The organism is Micromonospora sp. Llam0, from assembly GCF_003751085.1.
Classification (GTDB): Bacteria; Actinomycetota; Actinomycetes; order Mycobacteriales; family Micromonosporaceae; genus Micromonospora_E.
Genome location: NZ_RJJY01000001.1, coordinates 2,728,722 through 2,748,910 on the forward strand (window position 1 = coordinate 2,728,722; position 20,189 = coordinate 2,748,910).

General features: G+C 69.3%; 21 protein-coding genes and 1 pseudogene. 3 read left to right on the forward strand and 19 right to left on the reverse strand.

Annotation, left to right across the window (positions count from 1 at the left end; all coding sequences use genetic code 11):
• Positions 1-49 precede the first annotated feature (49 nt).
• Both EDC02_RS12040 and EDC02_RS12045 read right to left on the reverse strand, forming a co-directional pair.
• Positions 50-250, reverse strand: a pseudogene (locus EDC02_RS12040) (transposase); the annotation flags it as partial.
• Positions 251-487: 237 nt separating this feature from the next.
• Positions 488-934: a hypothetical protein gene (locus tag EDC02_RS12045; protein WP_123602015.1), complete on the reverse strand. Its 447-nt coding sequence runs from the start codon at positions 932-934 to the stop codon at positions 488-490.
• A gap of 159 nt (positions 935-1,093) precedes the next feature.
• Here EDC02_RS12045 and EDC02_RS12050 point away from each other — a divergent pair, with 159 nt between their 5' ends.
• Entirely contained in the window at positions 1,094-1,306 is a 213-nt protein-coding gene (locus EDC02_RS12050) for a hypothetical protein (protein ID WP_123602016.1), read from the forward strand.
• Here EDC02_RS12050 and EDC02_RS12055 read toward each other — a convergent pair.
• The 12 genes from EDC02_RS12055 to EDC02_RS12110 all read right to left on the reverse strand — a co-directional run bounded on the left by EDC02_RS12055 (position 1,274) and on the right by EDC02_RS12110 (position 12,949).
• Positions 1,274-2,380 (reverse strand): MSMEG_0565 family glycosyltransferase, encoded by a 1,107-nt coding sequence (locus EDC02_RS12055; RefSeq protein WP_123602017.1) that lies wholly within the window; start codon positions 2,378-2,380, stop codon positions 1,274-1,276. The two genes, EDC02_RS12050 and EDC02_RS12055, sit on opposite strands and share 33 nt — an antisense overlap.
• Entirely contained in the window at positions 2,377-3,210 is an 834-nt protein-coding gene (locus EDC02_RS12060) for a carbon-nitrogen hydrolase family protein (protein ID WP_123602018.1), read from the reverse strand. The genes EDC02_RS12055 and EDC02_RS12060 overlap by 4 nt, the downstream gene beginning before the upstream one ends.
• Positions 3,207-4,058, reverse strand: coding sequence for a carbon-nitrogen hydrolase family protein (locus EDC02_RS12065; protein ID WP_123602019.1), 852 nt, complete (start codon positions 4,056-4,058; stop codon positions 3,207-3,209). The genes EDC02_RS12060 and EDC02_RS12065 overlap by 4 nt, the downstream gene beginning before the upstream one ends.
• On the reverse strand, positions 4,055-5,500 hold the full coding sequence (locus EDC02_RS12070; RefSeq protein WP_123604724.1) for an MSMEG_0567/sll0787 family protein: 1,446 nt from the start codon (positions 5,498-5,500) through the stop codon (positions 4,055-4,057). The genes EDC02_RS12065 and EDC02_RS12070 overlap by 4 nt, the downstream gene beginning before the upstream one ends.
• A gap of 5 nt (positions 5,501-5,505) precedes the next feature.
• Positions 5,506-6,588, reverse strand: a complete 1,083-nt coding sequence (locus EDC02_RS12075; RefSeq protein WP_233605881.1) for an MSMEG_0568 family radical SAM protein — start codon at positions 6,586-6,588, stop codon at positions 5,506-5,508.
• Positions 6,589-6,598: 10 nt separating this feature from the next.
• Complete coding sequence (locus tag EDC02_RS12080; RefSeq protein WP_123602021.1) at positions 6,599-7,114, reverse strand: MSMEG_0572/Sll0783 family nitrogen starvation response protein; 516 nt, start codon at positions 7,112-7,114, stop codon at positions 6,599-6,601.
• 29 nt (positions 7,115-7,143) lie between these two features.
• A complete protein-coding gene (locus EDC02_RS12085) occupies positions 7,144-7,959 on the reverse strand; it encodes an amidohydrolase family protein (protein ID WP_123602022.1) in 816 nt (271 codons plus the stop codon).
• Positions 7,960-7,972: 13 nt separating this feature from the next.
• Complete coding sequence (locus tag EDC02_RS12090; RefSeq protein ID WP_233605882.1) at positions 7,973-9,250, reverse strand: MSMEG_0569 family flavin-dependent oxidoreductase; 1,278 nt, start codon at positions 9,248-9,250, stop codon at positions 7,973-7,975.
• Between the two features lie 26 nt (positions 9,251-9,276).
• Positions 9,277-9,582 carry an MSMEG_0570 family nitrogen starvation response protein gene (locus EDC02_RS12095; RefSeq protein ID WP_123602024.1) on the reverse strand — a complete coding sequence of 102 codons (306 nt, stop codon included), beginning with the start codon at positions 9,580-9,582 and terminating at the stop codon, positions 9,277-9,279.
• A gap of 285 nt (positions 9,583-9,867) precedes the next feature.
• Positions 9,868-10,236, reverse strand: a complete 369-nt coding sequence (locus EDC02_RS12100; RefSeq protein ID WP_199757601.1) for an integrase core domain-containing protein — start codon at positions 10,234-10,236, stop codon at positions 9,868-9,870.
• A gap of 123 nt (positions 10,237-10,359) precedes the next feature.
• Positions 10,360-12,315, reverse strand: a complete 1,956-nt coding sequence (locus EDC02_RS12105; protein ID WP_123602026.1) for a primary-amine oxidase — start codon at positions 12,313-12,315, stop codon at positions 10,360-10,362.
• A gap of 28 nt (positions 12,316-12,343) precedes the next feature.
• A complete protein-coding gene (locus EDC02_RS12110) occupies positions 12,344-12,949 on the reverse strand; it encodes a TetR/AcrR family transcriptional regulator (protein WP_158632166.1) in 606 nt (201 codons plus the stop codon).
• 95 nt (positions 12,950-13,044) lie between these two features.
• On the opposite strand from EDC02_RS12110, the gene EDC02_RS12115 reads away from it, so the two are divergent.
• Positions 13,045-13,779 carry an IclR family transcriptional regulator gene (locus tag EDC02_RS12115; protein ID WP_123602028.1) on the forward strand — a complete coding sequence of 245 codons (735 nt, stop codon included), beginning with the start codon at positions 13,045-13,047 and terminating at the stop codon, positions 13,777-13,779.
• Here the strand turns inward: EDC02_RS12115 and dmpG are convergent.
• The 4 genes from dmpG to EDC02_RS40220 form a co-directional block, all read right to left on the reverse strand.
• On the reverse strand, positions 13,763-14,770 hold the full coding sequence (gene dmpG / locus EDC02_RS12120; protein ID WP_123602029.1) for a 4-hydroxy-2-oxovalerate aldolase: 1,008 nt from the start codon (positions 14,768-14,770) through the stop codon (positions 13,763-13,765). The genes EDC02_RS12115 and dmpG overlap by 17 nt on opposite strands.
• Positions 14,767-15,687 carry an acetaldehyde dehydrogenase (acetylating) gene (locus EDC02_RS12125; RefSeq protein ID WP_123602030.1) on the reverse strand — a complete coding sequence of 307 codons (921 nt, stop codon included), beginning with the start codon at positions 15,685-15,687 and terminating at the stop codon, positions 14,767-14,769. The genes dmpG and EDC02_RS12125 overlap by 4 nt, the downstream gene beginning before the upstream one ends.
• Complete coding sequence (locus EDC02_RS12130) at positions 15,684-16,478, reverse strand: 2-keto-4-pentenoate hydratase (protein WP_123602031.1); 795 nt, start codon at positions 16,476-16,478, stop codon at positions 15,684-15,686. Before EDC02_RS12130 ends, EDC02_RS12125 begins: the two co-directional genes overlap by 4 nt.
• An 87-nt stretch (positions 16,479-16,565) precedes the next feature.
• A complete protein-coding gene (locus tag EDC02_RS40220) occupies positions 16,566-17,390 on the reverse strand; it encodes an IclR family transcriptional regulator (protein ID WP_158632167.1) in 825 nt (274 codons plus the stop codon).
• A gap of 201 nt (positions 17,391-17,591) precedes the next feature.
• On the opposite strand from EDC02_RS40220, the gene EDC02_RS12145 reads away from it, so the two are divergent.
• A complete protein-coding gene (locus EDC02_RS12145; RefSeq protein ID WP_123602032.1) occupies positions 17,592-19,091 on the forward strand; it encodes an aldehyde dehydrogenase in 1,500 nt (499 codons plus the stop codon).
• A gap of 53 nt (positions 19,092-19,144) precedes the next feature.
• On the opposite strand, the gene EDC02_RS12150 is transcribed toward EDC02_RS12145, so the two are convergent.
• A complete protein-coding gene (locus EDC02_RS12150) occupies positions 19,145-20,143 on the reverse strand; it encodes a sugar ABC transporter substrate-binding protein (protein WP_199757602.1) in 999 nt (332 codons plus the stop codon).
• Positions 20,144-20,189: the final 46 nt, after the last annotated feature.

Consider the following 20,189-nt stretch of genomic DNA (forward strand, 5'->3'; position numbering starts at 1 on the left):
CGTCACTCCGCTCGTACCACCCTGGCCATCATCAGAGGGTTACGGACCCCACGCCTGGGTGTTCGCGTAGCCAGGCTTCCAGGGTGTCGGCGGTGCGGTCGGGCAGTACGTCGATGCGTTCGTGTGTTTCGGCGTCGATGACGACGGTGGCGTAGCGGTGCCTGCGGCGAAGGGCGAAGTCGTCGACTCCGATCACCCGGGGCGTGCGCCGGGTGGGTAGCGGGATGCGTAGCAGGGTCCGCAGGGCCGTCGACCACATCCTCGATGACCAGCGGGGAAAGACCCGAGAACATCGTCTGCGCAAGCTTGTTGGCGTCCGTCACGCGGGTGTCAACGAGCCGGACGACTCTCCGTCACCACCGCATGTGAGACAGGGCCGTCAACTTGACACTCCCCTGTGGCGGATGCGTGGTGAGGCTCAGCAGCAGGTCGACCCATTCCGTGATCCGCCCGCAGTCGGAACCGGGCACACCGAGCAACTCGCAGATCACGGCGACCGGCAGCCGGCGGGCGAAGCCGGTGACGAGGTCGGCCGGTGGCCCGGGCCGCCAGCAAGTCGTCGAGCAGCGTCCACGTCGCGACGCAGCGCCGGCCGGAGGTCCTCGATGCGGCGTGGGGTGAACGCCGGCGCGGCCAGGCGGCGCAGTCGGGTGTGCTCAGGGGGGCATGTTGAGCATCGATCCCGGTCCGGCGGGATCGGTTGCAGCCGGGGAGCACCAAGTGCAGCAGCGGCGGCTCGGCTGAACCGCTCATCGGTCAGCACGGTCCGGTTCTCAGCGTGGCCGGTGACCAACCAGGCCTCGTCCCCGGTGGGCAACCTGACCCGGGCGACCGGCTCCTCCTCACGCAGCCGGGCAAACGCGACCGGCGGCTCGCCGGGGAACGGCGACGGCATCGGGAAGGCCGGCAGGTCGGTGGTGTCGGTGGAGCGCATCCGCTCGGTCCCTCCGTCGGTGGCCGCCTGGAGCCTGCCGGACCTCGCTCGGCGGCGATCGAGGCCCGGTCGAAGGGGAGGGCTCGACCGCCAGTCGACCCGCACTCCAGGCCGGCCACGCAGCCTGCCTGCAGCAACTCATCGAGCGGAGGTTCCGACGTGCCCGAATCCCTCGGCACGCAGCCGGTCAGTGCCGAGCCCCTGTGGCGGCTCGGCACGGCGTACTTCAGCCGTAAGGTGACGTTGACCGCCGCCGAGCTCGGTGTCTTCACCGTCCTCGCCGACGGCCCACTGACCGCCGAGCAGCTACGTCGAAGGTCTGGGCAGGCTCAATCCCGATCATCCGGCAACCGGCTGCGGAGCCGGGTCTGACACGAGCGCGCGGTAGAAGGCGAGGTGCTGCTGAGCCGCCTCGGCCCATGTGTGCCGCGCGGCAAGCTGCCGACCCGCGGCCCGCACGGCCGGGTCGTCTTCGGCGAGCACCGCGGCAAGCTCGGTGGCGAAGGTCGGTGCGTCGCTGGCGAAGCGCGCGACCCGGGCGAAGACCTCGCGCAGGACCGGCAGGTCACGTACAACCAACGGCACGCCGGCGGCGAGGGCTTCCATCGCCGCCAGGCCGAAGCCCTCCTTGAGGGACGGGAAGGCGAATGCCCCAGCCGCCGCGACCAGCGCCGGCAGATCATCGTCTGGCACCGCGCCGAGGACGACCGGCTCGACGCCCAATTCGACGGCGTGCGCGTCCCAGCGTGCCCGGTAGTCGCGGTAGTCGAACAAAGTCTCGCCGCCGGCGATGACCAGTCGCACGTCGGGCATTTCGGTGTGCAGCAGGGCGTACGCGTCGAGCAGGTCGAGCGATCCCTTGCGCGGCTCGATGCCGCCGACGCTGAGCACGTAGCGGCCCAGCCGGGTCCGCCAGGCGGCGCGCATGGTCGCGTCGGTCGCAGCGAACCGTTCGTAGGCGACACCGTTCGGGATGACGTCGGCTTTGACGCCCCAGCCGTGGGCGAGTTCCGCGGCGACGGCTGCTGAGACACAGATGTGCGCGTACGGCCGGACAATCGCCTTTTCGTGGCAGTCGGCCAGCTCCGGGGTGGTGAACTGGTCGATGTGGTGGACGGTACGTACGCACCGGTCGACCGCGTTGGCGCTGATGCAGTCCTGGGCGTGCACGATGTCGTACGGCGAAGGGTCGAACGCGTCGCGCAGCACCGCGATCGAACGCAGGATCCGCGTGCCGACCGCCTCGTCCTGTGGGCCGTCTGGAAACGGCACGATCCGCTGGCGTACGGCCGGGTCGAGCGGCCGGTAGAAGCCGGCGTCGCCGCCACGGCCCAGGGTCCACACAGTCACGTCCTGACCCGCAGCGGCCAGGGCTTCAGCGAGGGCAAGCGTGTGCACCACTCCGCCGCGTGGCTTGGTGGAGTAGCTGAGCAGCGCGATCCTCACGGGCTGCTCCGGTAGGCGTCGAACCGCAGCTCGCCCAGGTGCCGCAGGACGCGGCGGGCACGCTCGATCTCGGCGGCGACGTCGATGTCAGCGACCGCGAGGCCGGCCTTGCCGAAGGTCCGGGCGAGAATGCCCCCGCCCGGTCCGACCACTTTGGACTGCCCCAGGAACCGCATCCCGCCCATGGCTCCGGTCTGGTTGGACGAGGCGAGCACGACCTGGTTCTCTGCGGCGCGGGCCTGGTCGTAAAGGTCGAACAGCCGGGCCTGGCGGTCCTGGGCCATGCGCGGGGCACGGTTGGTGATGCTGGTCGGCCAGGCGGACAGGCAGGCCAGGATTTCCGCACCGTCGAGGGCGAGGCTGCGGGCTGACTCCGGGAACGTCTTGTCGTAGTCGATGAGCATGCCGATGCGGCCGACCGGGGTGTCGAAGGCGTCGAAGCTGTCGCCGGGCGTGTAGGCGGCGACTTCACCTGCGGGAAGGTGGACTTTGCGATGCCGGCCGAGAACGCCGTCCCCGGTGACGCACGCTGCCGCGTTGTACCGGATGTTACCGTCGGCTTCGCAGTACCCGAAGCAGACGGTCAGCTCGGCGGCCAGCCGGGCGACCTCGAAGATGATCGGGTCGTCGGGCTTGAGCGCGGGCGGCAACGCGTCGGGATCCGGGTGGCGTAGATCGGCGAGGTACCCGCCCAGTGCCGCGTCAGGCAGGACGAGCAGCCCGCAGCCCTGGCTGCGGGCGTCGTCGATCAGCTTGCCGATCCGGGCGACGTCGAAGTCGAGGTCGCGGCCGAAGTGCGCGGCTGCGGCCGCGATGCGGACTGTACTCATGCGCTGGCCGCTCCCACGGGGTACGTGTATGTCTCCGGTCGCCGGTCGCGAAGGTGCCCCATCGACCGGCGTGCTGTCTCCAGCGCGTTGGCCACGTCGAGTTCGGCGATGGCCACACCGGCAGCCACACCGGTTTCGGCGAGGATGTCGCCGCCCGGCTCGACAACCTTGGCGCTGCCGACGAAGCGTAGCGACCCGAAGGACCCGGCCTGATTGGCAGACAGCCATACCATCTGGTTCTCCAGCGCCCGGGCACGATCGAACAGGTCGAAGCGCCGCTTCCAGCGGTCCTCGGCCAGGTCGGCTGCCTGGTTGGTCCGTGAGCCCGGCCAGGCCGAGACACAGACACCGATCTGCGCCCCATCCAGGGCCAGGGCACGCGCGGACTCGGGGAACGCCTTGTCGTAACAGATCATCATGCCGATCCGGCCGACCGGGGTGTCGAAGGCATCGAACCGGTCGCCCGATGCGTAGCTGGCGTTCTCGTTCAGCGGCTGGTGCACCTTGCGGTGGTTGCCGAGCACACCGTCACCGCTCACGCAGACCACGCTGTTGTACCGCGTGTCGCCATCCGCCTCGCAGTACCCCGCGACCACGGTCATCTCACCGGCGAGTAAGATCAGGCGGCGGATCTCCGGGCCGTCCAGAGCCAGGGCTGGCGGGCCGGCGTCCAGATCGGTGTCGCCGTCGAGGCCGAGCAGGTATCCACCCAGGCACGCCTCGGGCAGGGCCAGCAGCTGAACACCCTGAGCCCGTGCCGCCACGATCAACCGCTCGACGGTACGGAAGTCCACGTCAAGGTCGCGGCCGAACTCCTCGGCGACGGCGGCCATACGCAGGACGGTCATGCTCTCCCCATTCCGGTCACTACACCAGTGACGGCGTGCGTAACTTCTCCGTCGGGCCAACGCAGCCCGATACCTTGACCCTCGGTCAGCTCCCCGCACACCGCGCCCACAGCCGGTCCGGCCGGCAGCGGTGGCCGCCCCGGCTCGTCGGCGGTCAGCATCGCGTACCCCGGAAAGCAGGTGAGCCAGTCGCCAGCGGTGGCGCTGCTTGGGCGCGGGACGGCGGCGACGTCAAGAATGGCCGCACAGCCGCTCGCCTCGGCGAGCATGCCCAGCGTGCCGACGATGCCGGCCATCGACACGTCCTTGGCGGCGGCGGGGCGCGCGGCGGCCACGGCACGACTCATCGCGCGCAGCTCCGCGGTGGCGCGACCCGTGGTCGAATCCCACTGCCGACCGTGGTACCCGGGCCGCCACGCGCCGCTGAGATCGGCCGTGAGCCGGACCTGATGCCCGGGCCGGCCTCCGCCACCGGGCACCGGGTGGTGGGTGCGGCCGAAGGCGGTGACCGACAACGCGGCGGGCACCCCAAGATGTGTGTGGCCGCCGAGGACCGAGACGTCGTATGCACGCGCGGCGCGGCGCAGGCCGGCCAGGACGCGGGCCGCGTGGCTGGCGTCGCGGGCCGCAAGCGCGTCGAGCAGGCCGAGTGGTTCGGCGCCCATCGCGGCCAGATCGTTGACGTTCACCAGTACCGAGCACCAGCCGGCCCACTCCGGATCGCGTTCCACCATCGCAGGCACGATGGCGTCGCACGCCGCGATCAGATCCGTCCCGGGCACCGGTGCCCCGTCGTCGCCGACGAACCCGTTGCCGCCAGGGGCTATTTCGGCCAGCAGCGGGCCGAGTGTCGCCTTGACCGCCGCCGCGTGCTGGGTCCGCTCGATCGGCCACCGCATCAATGTGTGCTGGCTGCCCGCCACGGTCACCGGGCGCACGCGTGTCCAGCCCAGCCGGCGGAACATCGCCTCATTGCGGGACTGCACGGTGGCTTCGAAGCGCAGCGCACCCCGCGCCTCCGCGTGGGCGCACGCCGCCCGGACCAAGGCCGCTCCGATGCTCTGCGGGCCGCGCGCGGCGCGGGCCACGACCAGCCGCCCACCGGTCCACCAGCCGACGTCGGGACCGTCATCGACGGGGCCGAGCCGCACCCCGCCGAGTACGAGGCCGGTCGGATCGCGGGCGACCAGGACGATGGTGCGCGGGTCGTCGTCCCGGCCGTCGAGGTCGTGACCGTCGAACAGACCTTGCTCATCGACGAACACCTCGCGGCGCAGCCGCCGGTATGCGCGTACCGCGGCGGCGTCGCCGGCCGGCTCGATGTGGAAGCGCGGCTGGCGGGCCACGGTGCTGCGATCACCGAGCAGTAGCAGGATGTCCTGCGTGGTGACGACGGTTTCGGAGGTTTGCGGGGCGGTGGGGCCGCCGTCGAGCAGTGTCATGGTGTTCACCCGCCCGCGGTCTGCAGCACGCTGCATGCGCCACAGGCAGCACAACCGGCCCTCTGGTCGGCGCCGGACATGCCCGCGGCGCGCAGCTTGGCGGCGACCTGTTCGGTGACGTAGGCCAGCAGGTGCGGGTCGGGGGCGGTGACGCCGTCGTGGGCGGCCAGGGTGCCGCGCATCGGCCGGAAAGGGACGATGAACGGGTAGACGCCGCGGTCGATCAGCCGTGCGGCGCCGGCGATCAGCTCGTCGGGATTCTCGCCGAGGCCGACCAGCAGGTACGTGGACACCCCGTTGCGCCCGAAGACCCGTACCGCCTCGTCCCACGCGGCCTCGTAGTCCACCATGGCGACCGTGGACTTGCCCGGCATCCAACGGCGGCGTACCCGGTCGTCCATGGACTCGACGTGGATGCCGATAGCGGTGGCCCCGGCCTCGTGCAGTTGCCGGATCCACGCCAGGTCGCCAGGAGGTTCACATTGCACCTGGACAGGCAGCCCTGGGACTGCCTCCAGCACCGCCCGCACCGCACGGACGAGATTGCGCGCACCGCGGTCGGCTCCGGTCGTGGTGCCCGTCGTCATCACCATCTGCTTGACCCCGTCCAGGCGGACCGCCGCCTCGGCGACCTCGGCAAGTTGGGCCGGAGTCTTCGCGCCGACGGTCGCGCCCGAGTGCAGCGCCTCCTCGATGGTGCAGAACCGACACCGATCCGCCTCGGCGTACCGGACACAGGTCTGCACCACCGTGGTGGCGAGCACGTCTGCGCCGTGCAGCCGGGCTATCTGCTCGTAGCGCACCCCGTCCGCGGTGGTCAGGTCGTAGAACCGGGGGCGGCGCACCGGGGTCAGGGTCAGACCGGTGTCTTCGTCGCCGACCCAGACCTTGCCGTCGCGCACGCTGTACGGGCTTGCGGGATTCGTGGGTAGCGCGGCGTTGGCACCGTCAACAAGGACGTGGTCGTCGCCGCTGGGTCCCGCACCGTCCGGCCGACGCACGCCAGCGTCCACCTGGACACCTCGCAGGGCCAGCTCGGCGCGGGTCAGGATCCGTACATCCACCGTCGTACGAGTGCCAACACTCACGGCAAGCCCCTTACAACTGGTAGGTGGAATTGATGATGGCGCCCTTGCGGGCGTAGTGGATGATCGCGTCCTGCACGTCGAGCGGGTGGGTGGGGATGACTCCCTCGATCAGGTCCTCTTCCCGGGCACCGTGCAGCGACAGCCCGAACCGGCAGCAGTAAACCTTGCCGCCCTCGGCGATGAACGTCTTGAGCTGGTTGTTGATGTTGTGCTCACCGGGGAATGCCGAGGTGCCGGTGGTGGGGAAGCCACGGGTGGCCAGGCAGTTGAGGGATCCGGGCCCGTAGAAGTAGATCGCGGATTCGAATCCCTTACGTAGCGCACGCGTGGCCTGCAGGACCGCCACGAAACTCACCGACGACTCGTGCGCGATGCCGTGCACCAACGTGAAGTATGTTTCGCCGTTTTCGGCCCGATAGTCGGGGAACACCTTGGTGCTGCCGTAGATGCTGGAGCCCTCCGGCAGCGACGGGTGCGGGATCTCCACCAGGCTCTGCTTCTCAAGGTCGGTCAGGTCGACGGTCATTGCGTACTCCTCTTTGGATACATTGGTGTCTAGCGGTAAAGGGTGGCGAAGGTGTCCCGGAAGACGAGGTCTGCCAGTTCACCGCCGCCGGTCGCGGCGGACATCCGGGCGTACTCGCCCGCGTAGTCCCCCCATGGCTGATCGCTGGCGAACAGCACTCGGTCGTGGCCGAGGCCGCGTTGCTCGATCTGCTGTGCCAGCCAGTACGGGGCGAAGCCGATGGCCCAGGACAGGTCGGTGTAGACGCGCTTTCCGGCTGCGATCCACTCGAAGAACCGGCTGCCGACAAGCTTGATGTGCCCGCTCATACCGCCGCCGAAATGCACCAGGTGCACAGGTACGCGGTCGGCGTACCACTCGACGAGGTTGCCGATCTCGTCGATGTCGGATGCGGCGCCCGGGGAGGTGTGCACGTGAACCACCAGGCCATGGCGCTGCGCATGGTCGAAGATCTGGTCCAGCATTGGGCGGCAGGCCGGATCCGTGGCCCGGCCGCCGAGCAGGAAGCTGAGCTTCAGTGCCCGTACTCCGTCCTCCCCCGCCAGTGCCAGAGCGCGACGTGTGCGTTCGGCATCAGCCGGACGCGGCGAAACCCACAACCCCGCCCGGATCCGCTCGTCGGTCTGCGCCGCTTCGATGACGAGTTCGTTGAAGGAGAAGGCGATCTCCGGATCGGGTACCCCGTAGTTCGGCAGGACCAAAGCCCGCTCGGTGCCTTCGGCATCCAGATCGGCGATCAGGTGTTTGATGGTGGCGCGGGCGGTGGTGTCGGGGTTGACCGGTGGGCCGCCATAGAAGGGGTATGCGGGCAGGACACCGATGTGCCGGTGAGCGTCGGAAACCATGACGTGTCCTGCCTCAACCGACCGGCAGAGCAACGGACAGCGTCGTCGGCGCACCGGTGAGGGTGCCGCAGACATCGGCCAGACGGCGGGATGCGTCGATATGTCCAGCCAGGAACTCGGCGTCGCGACCCACCGCTTCGAACCGGCCCGAACCCCAGCTGCGCTGCCATGGCAGGCCCAGGAAGTACAGCCCCGGGCAGTTGGTCGCGCCGCGCCAGTGCATGGGGTAGCCGCGGCCGTCGAATACGGGAACCTCGATCCAGCGGTGGTCGCGGACGAAGCCGGTCGCCCACACTACCGAGGTGATGCCGGCCGCACACAGGTCCAGCGAGCGCGGATGGTCGGCGGACGGCTCCCACACCGGCATGTAGCGCGCTTCCCGGGGTGCGTCGATGGCGTGGGCGACGATGTGCGCGTCAATGGCGTCCTTGATGCCCTCGGCTACCGCGTCGGCGCCGTCCAGGTTCGCCCGCAGATCGTCGGCGAACGACATCATTGAACCTGCTACGCCGGCCAGTCGGCCATAGAGCCGCATGCCGTCGCGGGCAAATGCGCGCAGGTCGATGTCCCGGCCACCGTCACGGCCGGTGACGTAGTGGTTGACCCGCATCCGTACGGCGTCAGCGTCGGCAAACTCGTCGATACCCTTGCGGTAGTAGCCCATATCGTCCAGCCACGCCACGCAGTCGCGCCCCCGGTAGAACCGGGCGACCCGTGGTGCGCTGCCGACGGCCAGGTGCACCTGCCGACCAGCCAGGTGCAGGTCCTCTGCGATCTGGCATCCGGATTGACCGGTGCCAACCACCAGCACCGCGCCGTCAGGCAGCTGGGCGGGGCTGCGGTAGTCCCCCGAATGCAGCTGCACCACGTCGGCGGGCAGCCGCTCGGCCATCCGCGGCACCGATGGCGTGTGATAGGGACCGGTGGCCACAACCACCTGATCGGCGGTCAGCTGGCCGTGCGAGGTCGACAGCTCAAAGACTCCGGTGGCCGCACGGCGTAGCCCGTTCACGCGGACACCCTCGATCAGCGGCGGCCCGAACGAGGCCGCGTACTCCTCCAGGTATCGCACGATCTCGTCGCGGACCATGAACCCGTCCGGATCTGGTCCCCGGTAAGGGAAGCCGGGCAGTCGGCACTGCCAGTTCGGGGTCACCAGGCAGAAGGAATCCCAACGGCGGGTACGCCACTCGTGTCCGAGCCGGTTGGCCTCCAGCACGAGGTGATCGATGCCTCGCTGCCGCAGGCAGTAGCTGGCTGCCAGGCCGGCCTGGCCCCCACCAACGACCACGACCGGATGGTGCGCACCGGAAACGTTCACCGGGCTGCCCCGTCCGCGCGAGTGATGGCCTCCACCGTGACCGCAGCCTCAGGTGCGGAACCGAACCCGGCTGCCGCCGCCTCGATCTCGGCGAGCTGGTCGGCGGCCGAGCTACAGGCGAAGCCGTACTTCGCACGTACCCTGTCGCTGGCGACGCCGAGCGCCTGCCGGCTGCGCTCGACGAAGTCCGCGAGCGGGTATACTTCGCCCGGCACCAGGAAGTCTTCGATGACCGTTGACGGTGAGTAACACCGCTGGATCGCACCGTCCGGCCATCGGACTAGGAAATGCATCTCAGGCATAGTGTCCTCCAGACAAGTGCCGAGGTTGTGACACCTCGCCGCCGCTCGTGGAGAGCACTTCATCAGCGCTCCGTTACGGATCGACGTCATCCGGAACAAAGCTGCATTACCTAAACCTCACTGCGTTTGCCGATCTGGACCGGGGCGGGTACGCCCTTGCGTGCCCACCCCCGCTGTTCACCAGCACCACCGCCCACCGGGCCGTCACCTTCACCCGCAACGCCGCCTCCCGGTACCGGAGCACCAGGACGGTCCTGTACCTGCCGAGAATGTCATCCGGGCAGGTCAGGCGGCATGTTCGTACTCGTGGAGGATGCCGCCGAGGCGGTCACGTCGGTGGATGTTCAGGTGGATGAGCCGGTCCGGGTCGCTGATCGCTTCGGGCAGTGGCGCGACTGGCCGGACGTTGGCGATGCCCTGATGAGGGCGATGCTCGTTATAGAAGACCTCGTACTCGCGGAGTGCGTGCCGCAGGTGCCGCTGGTGGAGGATCAGGGTCTGGTCGAGGAGTTCACGCCGGCAGGTCCGGACCCAGCGTTCCATCACCGCGTTCATCCTGGGTACCCGGACTCGGCTGAGGACCACGTCGATACCGGCGTCGGCGAGGACGGTGTCGAACAGAACCCGGTACCTGCCGTCCCTGTCCCGGATCATGTACTTCACCTGGCAGCCGAGATTGATGTAGCCCGGGCGACCCACGGCCGCCAGCCCCAACCCGATCCGGGAGGCTCCGGCCAGACGGTCGATGATTGCCCTCAGCCCATCCAGCACCCTGCGTCACGCACTGCGGTAGCTGCCCCGCCCCACACCGGCTGGGGACACGGCGACGTGCGGGCCCGATCCTGGTCCGTGACAACGCTTCGCCTCGGTCGGCGGCACATCGAGTGCCGGGTTCTTGTCGAAGAAGTTCACCGGAAGCAGGTGAAAGCCCGCCTTCTCGACCGGCATCACGGGCCAGTCCTCGGCCCGCGGGATGTGGGTGACGCCCAGGGTGTGCCAGAGCACCACGTCGGTGTCCTCGGTCGGCCGGTTCTCCCGGGTCCACCGGGGTAGCCCGTCGCCGCTGCGGCTCTGGTTCGGGTAGTCGCCGGCCGAGCGCATCTCGCTCTGGCGGTACGGGGTGACCCACATGTTCCGGGTGCCGAAGCCCGCCCGCTTCGCGATCAGGGACGGGTCCTGCGCGAGCATGGTGGCCGAACTCCAGCCGGGCAGGAACTTGTAGCCGACCGGCACGCCCCACCGGTTGGTCCGGCCGGGGTTGACGACGGTCCAGTTGCGCGAGCTCTGGGTGTCGGTGACCCCGTCGCCGGCGTTCTCGGTGCCGATCACGGTCCGGCGTACGCCGATCGCGTTGCCGTTCGGGTTCTCCGGTCCGACCGGCACGCCGTACGCGTCGTTCTGGATCACCGTGTTCTGCCAGCCGTCGACCTCCATGTCCAGCCGGAACGAGAAGAGGTGCTGGTGGTACGTCGCCACGAGGTTCTGGCCGATCGGGGTGCCGTGCGGGGCGTGCTCGCCCTCCTCGACCGCGCGGGTCTGCACGATGCCGAGCAGCTTGATCTCCACCTGGATGGAGGCGTCCTGGTAGAAGTACCAGAAGAAGCCGTAGTGGTAGTTGCCGACCGTCGCGATGAAGCTGACCACCAGCCGCCGGGACCGGCGCACGTCGACGTTGCCGGTGACCCAGTCGGTGTGCTTCCAGAGGATGCCATCATCCTCCTCGTGGATGCAGATGGCGTTCTCGATCGTGGTCGGCTCGCCGTCCTCGCCGGCCAGCACCGCGTCCAGGTACACGATCTCGCCGAGGCAGTCGCAACCGAGCCGCAGCGGGTTCGCCAGCTTGCCGAGTCCGTACTCGCCGACGTCGAACGCGCTGCGCCAGAAGTGCTCGGACGCCGGATCGCCGTAGGGGACGACCATCTCGGCGAGCGATCCACGGTGCATGATCGACCGGTACGCGTCACCGTCGCGGTATTCGACGGCATGCAGCACCAGACCTTCGAGCGGGTGCATGCCGATCCGGAAGCGCCACTTCTGCCAGGTCAGCTCGGGACCGTCGAGCTGGAATCCGACGCCTTCCGGCTGAGTGATCTCCAACGGCGCGACATCCGTACGCATGGGTTGGTTGGCGTCCGGGGTGTAGTTGCACAGCTCGGGGTTCATCGGGCGGCCGCCGAAGTCGTGTACCGCGACGACCTCGCCGGAAACGAGGTCGACCACGGCCAACACACCCTCGATCGGGTGGGCGTACCCGTTGTCCTCGGGGAATTCCCGGTAGTACGAAACGGATCCGGCCATCCGGCGACCGTCGACCGGCACGTCGGGCATGTTGCCGACGCCCCACGGGTCGATCTGCACCTTCGACAGATCGGTGATGCCGCGCTTGGCGAGCGCCTCGACGTACCGCGGATCCTTCTTGATCAGCTCAGGAGCGAGGCTGAACTCCTCGAGAAGGACCGGGGCGGAGCCGTCGGTCACCTCGGCGACAGCCACCATCTTGTCATCATCCAGATCCACCACGACGTCGTACGAGCGTCCGGTGTCCCGGTCGAGGATCATCGCCCGCGCCTTGCGGGCCACCGCCTGCCCGGCTCGCAGCAGATGCTTGTCCGGCTCGTCGGTGAAGACCGCGCTGAATCCGGGCCGGGCTCCCCCGACCCCCGCATCGCGGATCACGGCGGCCACCCGGCCGATCTCATCGGCGGTCAGCGCATCGAACAGCGGATCACGCACAGTTCGTTCCCTTCGGTCGACAGCCCGATCAGCGAAGCACCTGCTGGTCGGTCCGGTCCTGGGCCCGGTCCGCTGAGCGGGCCGCGCTCTGCACGAGCATCAGGATCGAGCGCAGTTCGTCAAGGACGCGCTCGGTGCGTTCCGCGGACCGGTAGATGGAGTGCTGGAGGACGAGCCCGTCGAGCGCGGCGAAGACCAACGCGGCCAGGGGGTGGCCGGGATCCTCGACGCCGAGGTTGGCAAGCGTGCCGGAGATCTGGCCGATGTAGTGGTCGTACAGCTCGGTCACCGGCTCGATCGGGCCGCCGCCGCGCACCGCGCGCAGCAGGAAGTCGTACTGGATGAGCTGACGGTCGGGTTCCTCGGTGATGGTGCGAACCAGGCCGGCACCGAACGACTCCACATCCTCGGCGAGCAGGCCGGTGTCGGCGGCGTCGCGCCGGGCCGCCCGTTCGAAGGCCTGGGTGAGCAGGACCTCGCGGGACCCGAAGTAGAAGCGGACCAGGCTGTGCGACAGCCCCGCCTGCGCGCCGACCGACCGATAGGTGACCTTTTCGGGTCCCTGGGTGGCCGCGATGTGGATCGCGGCGTCAAGCAGCGTCTCCCGGGCGTTCGGATACAAGAGTGACCCCAAGATTGCACGGATCTTACGAACAGCTCTGGACAGCCGCCACGGTAGGCGCACAGAATCCGTGTTGTCCAGTTGGAAAAAAGTGCACGGGAGCTGCGATGACGGTCTCGGTCCTTGGCAAGGCGCACCAGCTTTTCGGTGCCTTCGACGGCAGCCGTACCACCCTCGGTCTGACCGACCTCAGCCGGCGGTCGGGCGTGCCCAAGGCCACGGCGTACCGCCTGGCCCAGGAGCTCGTCCAGCTGCATCTGCTGGAGCGGGTCACGGACGGCTACCAGCTGGGCTGGCGCATGTTCGAGCTCGGGCAGCTCGTCCCGGGGCCGGCGAACCTGCGCCGGGTCGCCCGACCGGCGCTGACCGATCTGCACGCGACCATCAAGGCGGTGATCCACCTCGCCGTTCCACACGGGCTGGACACGCTCTATCTTGAGCGGCTCGCCGGCCGACGAGACAAACGGATCCACACGGCGGTCGGCACTCGCCTACCGCTCTGGTTCACCGCGTCCGGCAAGCTGTTCCTGGCGCACAGCGCCGATTCCGAGTACGCGCTGAGCGTCCTCGAACGCGGCGACGTGACCGCCCGTACCCGCCGTAGTCTGCGCAGCTCCGCCCAGCTCCGCGCTCAGCTGGCCATGATCCGGGAACGCCGGTGGGCGGAGGAGCACGAGGAGTGCCTCGACGGCTACAAGACCTACGCCGTGCCGATCACGGTTGGCGGCCCGCAGCAGGTGTCGGCTGCGGTGTCGGCGACCGTCGAGGTGGGCCGCCGTGACGATCAGCAGATCGCTCGGACGCTGTGGGCGGCCGCCACGGAGATCAGCCGCGCCCTGTGAGGTCCAGGGCGATGTCGACGATGAGGTCCTCCTGTCCGCCGACCAGTCGGCGACGACCGACCTCGACCAGGATGTCCCGGACGTCCACGCCGTAACGGCCCGCAGCCACCTCGGCGTGCCGCAGGAACGAGCTGTACACGCCCGCGTACCCGAGCGTCAGCGTCTCCCGGTCCACCCGGACCGGCCGGTCCTGCAACGGCCGCACCAGATCCTCCGCCGCGTCCTGCAACGCGAACAGATCACAGCCGTGCTCCCAGCCCCGCAGATTCGCCACCGCCACGAAAGGCTCGATCGGGCAGTTTCCCGCCCCCGCGCCCTGGCCCGCGAGCGAGGCGTCGACCCGATAGACGCCCTCCTCCACCGCGACGATCGAGTTGGCCACCGACAGCGACAGGTTCTCGTGCGCGTGAATGCCGATTTCGGTACCCGCGCCCAGCACGTCGCGGTAGGCGCGGATGCGGGCCCGCACGTCGTCCATCATCAGCCGCCCACCCGAGTCGGTGACGTAGACACAGTGCGCGCCGAAGGACTCCATCAGCTTCGCCTGGACGGCCAGCTCGGCCGGCTCGGCCAGGTGGCTCATCATCAGGAAACCGGCGACGTCCATGCCCAGCTCGCGGGCGGTCGCGATGTGCTGGGCGGCCACATCCGCCTCGGTGCAGTGCGTCGCGATCCGCACCGACCGCACACCCATCTCGTTGGCGCGTTTCAGGTCCACGATGGTGCCGATGCCGGGCAGCAGCAGCGTGGTCAGCCGGGCCCGGCTGATGTTCGCGGCCGCGACCTCCAGCCACTGCCAGTCGGTGTGTGAGCCGGGGCCGTAGTTCAGGCTCCCGCCGGCCAGCCCGTCGCCGTGCGAGACCTCGATGCCGTCCACACCCGCCGCGTCCAGGGCACAGACGATCTTCGCGACCGCGTCGAGTTCCATCCGGTGCCGCACGGCGTGCATGCCGTCTCGCAGCGTCACGTCCTGGATGAACAGCCTTGTCATGCCATCGCCTCCGCCGCCGCGATCGCCGCCGACGTCATGATGTCCAGATTCCCCGCGTACGCGGGCAGATAGTGGGCCGCACCCTCGACCTCGAGGAACACCGACACTTGATGGGTCACCGGCTCACCACCGGTCAGCGTGTGCACGGGCTGGCCCTCCGGCACCGGCATGATCTGCACCTGTTGCTTGAGCCGGTAGCCGGGCACGTACTTCGCTACCACGGCGACCATCTCCTCGACAGTCGCGCGAATCGCGTCACGCGTCTCGGCGGACGGCGCATGCACGAGGCACAGCACGGTGTCCCGCATGATCAGCGGCGGCTCGGCCGGATTGAGCACGATGATCGCTTTTCCTCGCGTGGCACCGCCGACCGACTCGATGGCATGCGCGGTGGTCTCGGTGAACTCGTCGATGTTGGCTCGGGTGCCCGGACCAGCCGAGCGGGACGCGATCGAGGCGACGATCTCCGCGTACGGCACCGGAGCCATCCGGGACACCGCCGCCACGATCGGGATCGTCGCCTGCCCACCGCAGGTCACCATGTTGATCTCCGGAGCCGTCCGGTGCTCGTCGAGGTTGACCGCTGGGATCACGTACGGCCCGTCCGCCGCCGGCGTCAGGTCGATCATTCGGATGCGCCGGCCCGCCAGAGCTGCCATGTTGGCCCGGTGCGCGCCCGCCGAGGTGGCGTCGAAGACGATCCTGATGTCGTCGAAGCCGGCCAAGCCGATCAGTCCGTTGACGCCGTCGGCCGTGGTGGCCACGCCGAGGCGACCGGCGCGGGCCAGACCGTCGGACGCCGGGTCGATGCCGACCATCGCAACGATTTCCAACCGCTCCGACATCCGCAGAATCTTGATCATCAGGTCGGTGCCGATGTTCCCCGACCCGATGACGGCCACTTTGGTCTTACTCATACCCGGTCCTTCCCACCGAAGACGACGTCCACCGATCCGAGCGAGGAGATCTCCGCGTGCGCCCGCTCATACGGGCCAACCGCGACCATCCGGCCGAGCGCGCCGGAGAGTACGACCTGGCCCGCGCGCAGCGGATCGCCCAGGTCGGCGGCGGTGCGCGCCAGCCAGGCCAACGCGTTCAGCGGATCGCCGAGGCAGTCACGTCCAGTGCCCGCGGACACCGGTTCGCCGTCGACGGTCATCCGCATGACCACCTCGGCCGGTTCCACCTCGGCCATTGACACCGGGTGGCCGGACAGCACGAACAGGGCGCTGGACGCGTTGTCCGCAACGGTGTCGGCGAAGCTGATGTCCCAGCCCGCGATGCGGCTGTCCACGATCTCGACAGCCGCCTCCGCGTTGCTGACTGCCGCGCGGACGACCGCCGGGTCGAAGTCCGGGCCGGTCAGATCCGCGCCGAGCCGAAAGGCGATCTCGGCTTCTACCTTGGGCTGCAACAGGCCGTCGAACGGCACCTCGTCGAGGCCCGAGACGTCCATGGCGGCGAAGAGCACGCCGAAGTCCGGCCGGTCGACGCCGAGTTGCTTCTGCACGGCCGGCGAGGTCAACCCGATCTTGCGGCCGACGATCCGGTCCCCGGCGGCGATCCGGCGGCCCACACCGATGCGCTGGGCCCGGTAGGCCAGCTCGACGTCGTCGGTGCCGAGCAGGTCGCGGACCGGCGCGCACGGGATCCCGCTGCTCTGGGCGAGATGCAGGCGGTCGGCCGCCAACGATTCTGGTGATCTCATGGCGCTCCCCTGTGTCGGGAGCGCCATTGTGCCCACCTGCGGGGCAGGGCTCGTAGCGGGACGGTTCGGCTACCGGACTGGTGATTGTCAGGCAGCCACACCGGGTAGCCGGGCGACACACGCGTCAACGGCTCGGCTGATGAAGGCGGTGGCCGCCCGCATCTGTGGAAGCAGCCGGCCGATGATCAGCCGGTTGGTGGGCAGGGTGACCGAGACCGAGGCGTACACCATGCCGTACGGATCGACGAGCGGCACGGCGAGGGTGCTGTAGCCGACCAGCATCTCCTCCAACTCGACCGCGTACCCGTGCTGCCGTACGTCGAGCAGCTGCGCCCGCAGCGCCTCAACGGTGGCCACGCTGCGCGTCGTCGGCCGGACCAGGCCCTGCCGGTCGAAGGCGGCGAAGGCCTTTGGCGCGTCCGGGCGCAGGGCGAGGAAGAGCTTGCCGGAGGCCGAGCAACTGGCAGGCAGGCGGGCACCGACCTCGGAGTAGGTGAGCACGTCCGCAGCCCCGGCGATCTTCTCCAGGAACATGACGTGCGTGCCGTCCGGGACGACGAGGTGCACCGTGGCGCGGGTCGCCGCGTACAGGTCGACCAGGGCGGGCCGCGACACCCGGCGCAGGATCGCCGACGCCGGGACGCGCTGGCCCAGCTCGAAGACCCTCAGCCCGAGCTGGTAGCTGCTGCCGACGCGCTCAAGCAGGCCCCAGTGGACCAGCTCCTGGGCGAGCCGGTAGCATGTCGCCTTCGACACCCCGGAGCGCTGACTCAGCTCGGTCAGCCCGAGCCGGATGGCACCCGCGCCGAAGGCCGCGAGCAGTAGCTGAGTCTTACCTAGGACGGACTTCGGGCAGCCGGTCTCGTCGTCGATCTCGGTGCCGGGCGGAATCTCGATCGCGGGGTCGGACACAACGACTCCTCGCACTAGGAGTGGATCTAGATCCCTAGAATAACTCTGGGTAATGACGCCGGGCCTGAGCCGTCCGGCAGAACTTTCTGCACGAACGGATCCCGACCCTGGCCGGTCCGGTGACCGGACCGGGCTGGTTGCCGACCGTCGAGCAAAGCAATCACTCTCGGTATTCCCGACACCCGTGACGCGAGGAGTGCCATGACCACAGATCCGGTGCTGGAGAGATTCCGTCCCGGTGCGGACTACCGGATGTTCATCGGCGGCGACTGGATCGCCGCCTCGGACTCCTTCGAGGCCGTCGATCCGAGTCTGGGCACGTCGTGGGCGGCGATCGGCAACGGCACCGCAGCCGACGTCGAGACCGCCGTCGCGGCAGCCCGCAAAGCCCTGCTCGGATGGCGTCGGTCCAGCCCCTCGACCCGGCAGGCGATCCTGGCCGCGATCGCCGACCGGATCGAGGAGAACGCCCCACTGTTCGCCCGGCTGCTGCCGACCGAGAACGGCCGGCCGGTACGCGAGGTCGGCATCGCCGACGTGCCGGCCAGCGCGGCGATCTACCGCTACTACGCCGGGCTGGCCCGCTCGCACCGCGGCGACCAGATCCCGGTGGAGGACCCGGACAGCCTGATCTACACCGTGCGGGAGCCGCTGGGCGTGATCGCGGCGATCCTGCCGTGGAACTCTCCGCTGATCACCACGGCCAACAAGCTCGCGCCGGCCCTGGCATGCGGGAACACCGTGGTGCTCAAGCCCAGCGAGTTCGCCTCGGCAAGCGTTCTCGAGTTCGTCACGCTGATCGCCGACCTGCTGCCGCCGGGCGTGGTCAACGTGGTTACCGGCTTCGGTGCCGGAGTCGGCTCGGCGCTGGTCGGGCACCCGGACGTGGCGAAGGTGACGCTCACCGGCGGCGGTCCGACCGCTCGGGCGGTGATGGCGACCGCGGCCGGGGCGCTCACCCCGACGGCCATGGAACTGGGCGGCAAGAGCGCGATGATCGTGGCCGAGGATGCCGACCTCGGCCGGGCGGTCGCCGACGCCGCCCTCGGCATCTACCTGGCCAACGGCGAGGCGTGCATCGCGTCGTCGCGACTGCTGCTGCACGAGGGCATCGCGGTCGAGTTCCTCGACCGGCTCGCCGCGTTGGCCCGCTCGATCGTGGTCGGCGACGCGCTCGACCCGGCGACCCAGGTCGGCCCGATGGTGTCCCGGCCGCACTTCGAACGGGTGCTCGGCCATGTGCGCAAGGCCCGCGAGGAGGGCGTACGCGTGCTGGCCGGCGACGAGGACCTCGGGCTCGCACCGGTCAACGAGAAGGGATTCTTCCTACGGCCGACACTGCTGCACGACCCGTCCGGCGCCGCCGACGTGGTGACCAGCGAGGTGTTCGGCCCGGTCACGGTCGCGGAGACCTTCGTCGACTACGACGAGGCCGTCCTGCGCGCCAACGCGACCCGGTACGGGTTGGCGGCCGGCGTGTGGACCACCGATCTCGCGCGGGCACACCGGATCGCCGGTAGCCTCCAGGCCGGGATCGTCTGGGTGAACAAGTGGTTCGACCTGCCGGCCGGCGCGCCGATGGGCGGGGTGAAGGACAGCGGCTTCGGCCGGGAACTGTCCTGGGAGACGATGCTGGAGTACAGCGCCCCGAAGACGATCAACATCGACCTCGGCGCTCCACGGTTCCCGCTCTGGGGCTGACCCGACGAAAGCGCCCCGGTCGTCGTTGACCGGGGCGCTCTCGGGCTATCGGGTCACTTCACGCTCACCGGGATGTTCGCCAGGGTGTAGCCACGCTCGGCGGGCTCCTTGTAGTCGGCGATGTTGGACTTGTCCCAGTACTTCGCCGTCACGACGTAGTTCTTGCTGCTCGTACCCTTCTTGGCATCGTCGATCGCCTTCAGCACGCACATGCCGGTGGCGTACGCGTCCGGGTCCCAGGTGCCGGTCAGCCGGCCCTGCTTGATCGCCTCGATCGCGTCCGAGTCGCCGTTGGCGCCCTGGATGATCACGCCCTCACTGGTGCCATCGGAGATCATCAATCCAGCCTGCTGCGCCGAGGTCGAGGCACCGAGCGCGGTCGCGTCGTTGTACGCCCACACCGCGTCGACGTCCTTGTACTTGGTGAACAGGTCGGCGGTCAGCGCCGCCGCCTCGGCCGAGGTGTCCTTGGTGTTGTCGGTCTGGTTGACGATGGTCAGCCCGGCCGCCGTCGCCGCATCGCTGAAGCACTTGACGTTCTGCTGGATCGACGGCACCGGCGGACCGCCCATCACGATCACCTTGCCGCCCGGGCGTGCCGTGGCGATCTGCTTGGCCGCCTGCTTGAACGGCGCGTCCTCGCTGTCGCAGAGATTGAAGCCCCACCACACGGTCGAGGTGACGTTCTGGCCGGTCGAGTTGACCCCGATGACCGGGATGTTGGCGTCCTTCGCCCGGGCGTACGCGCCCTCCATGGCGCCCGCGTCGAGTGCCCACAGGCCGATTCCGGCGACGTTCTGCTGGATCATGGTCTGCACGTTGGACACCTGCGCGTCGGGCGAGAGGTTCGCGTCCACGACGCTCACGGTCCAGCCGAGTTCCTTCGCGGCGAGATTGAGGCCATCGGTGAGCAGCGCCTGGCTCGGTTGGGAGGCGACCGGGCTGGAGTAGCCGATCTTCAGCCCGCTCGTGCCACCGGGCGACTCGGGGTCGTCGGCATCGCCGCAGGCGGCGGTGACGGCCAGGACAGCGACGGCGCCAAGGGCGATCACGGGGGTCAGTTTCCGTCGGGAAATGCGCATGGTTGTACCTCCAGAG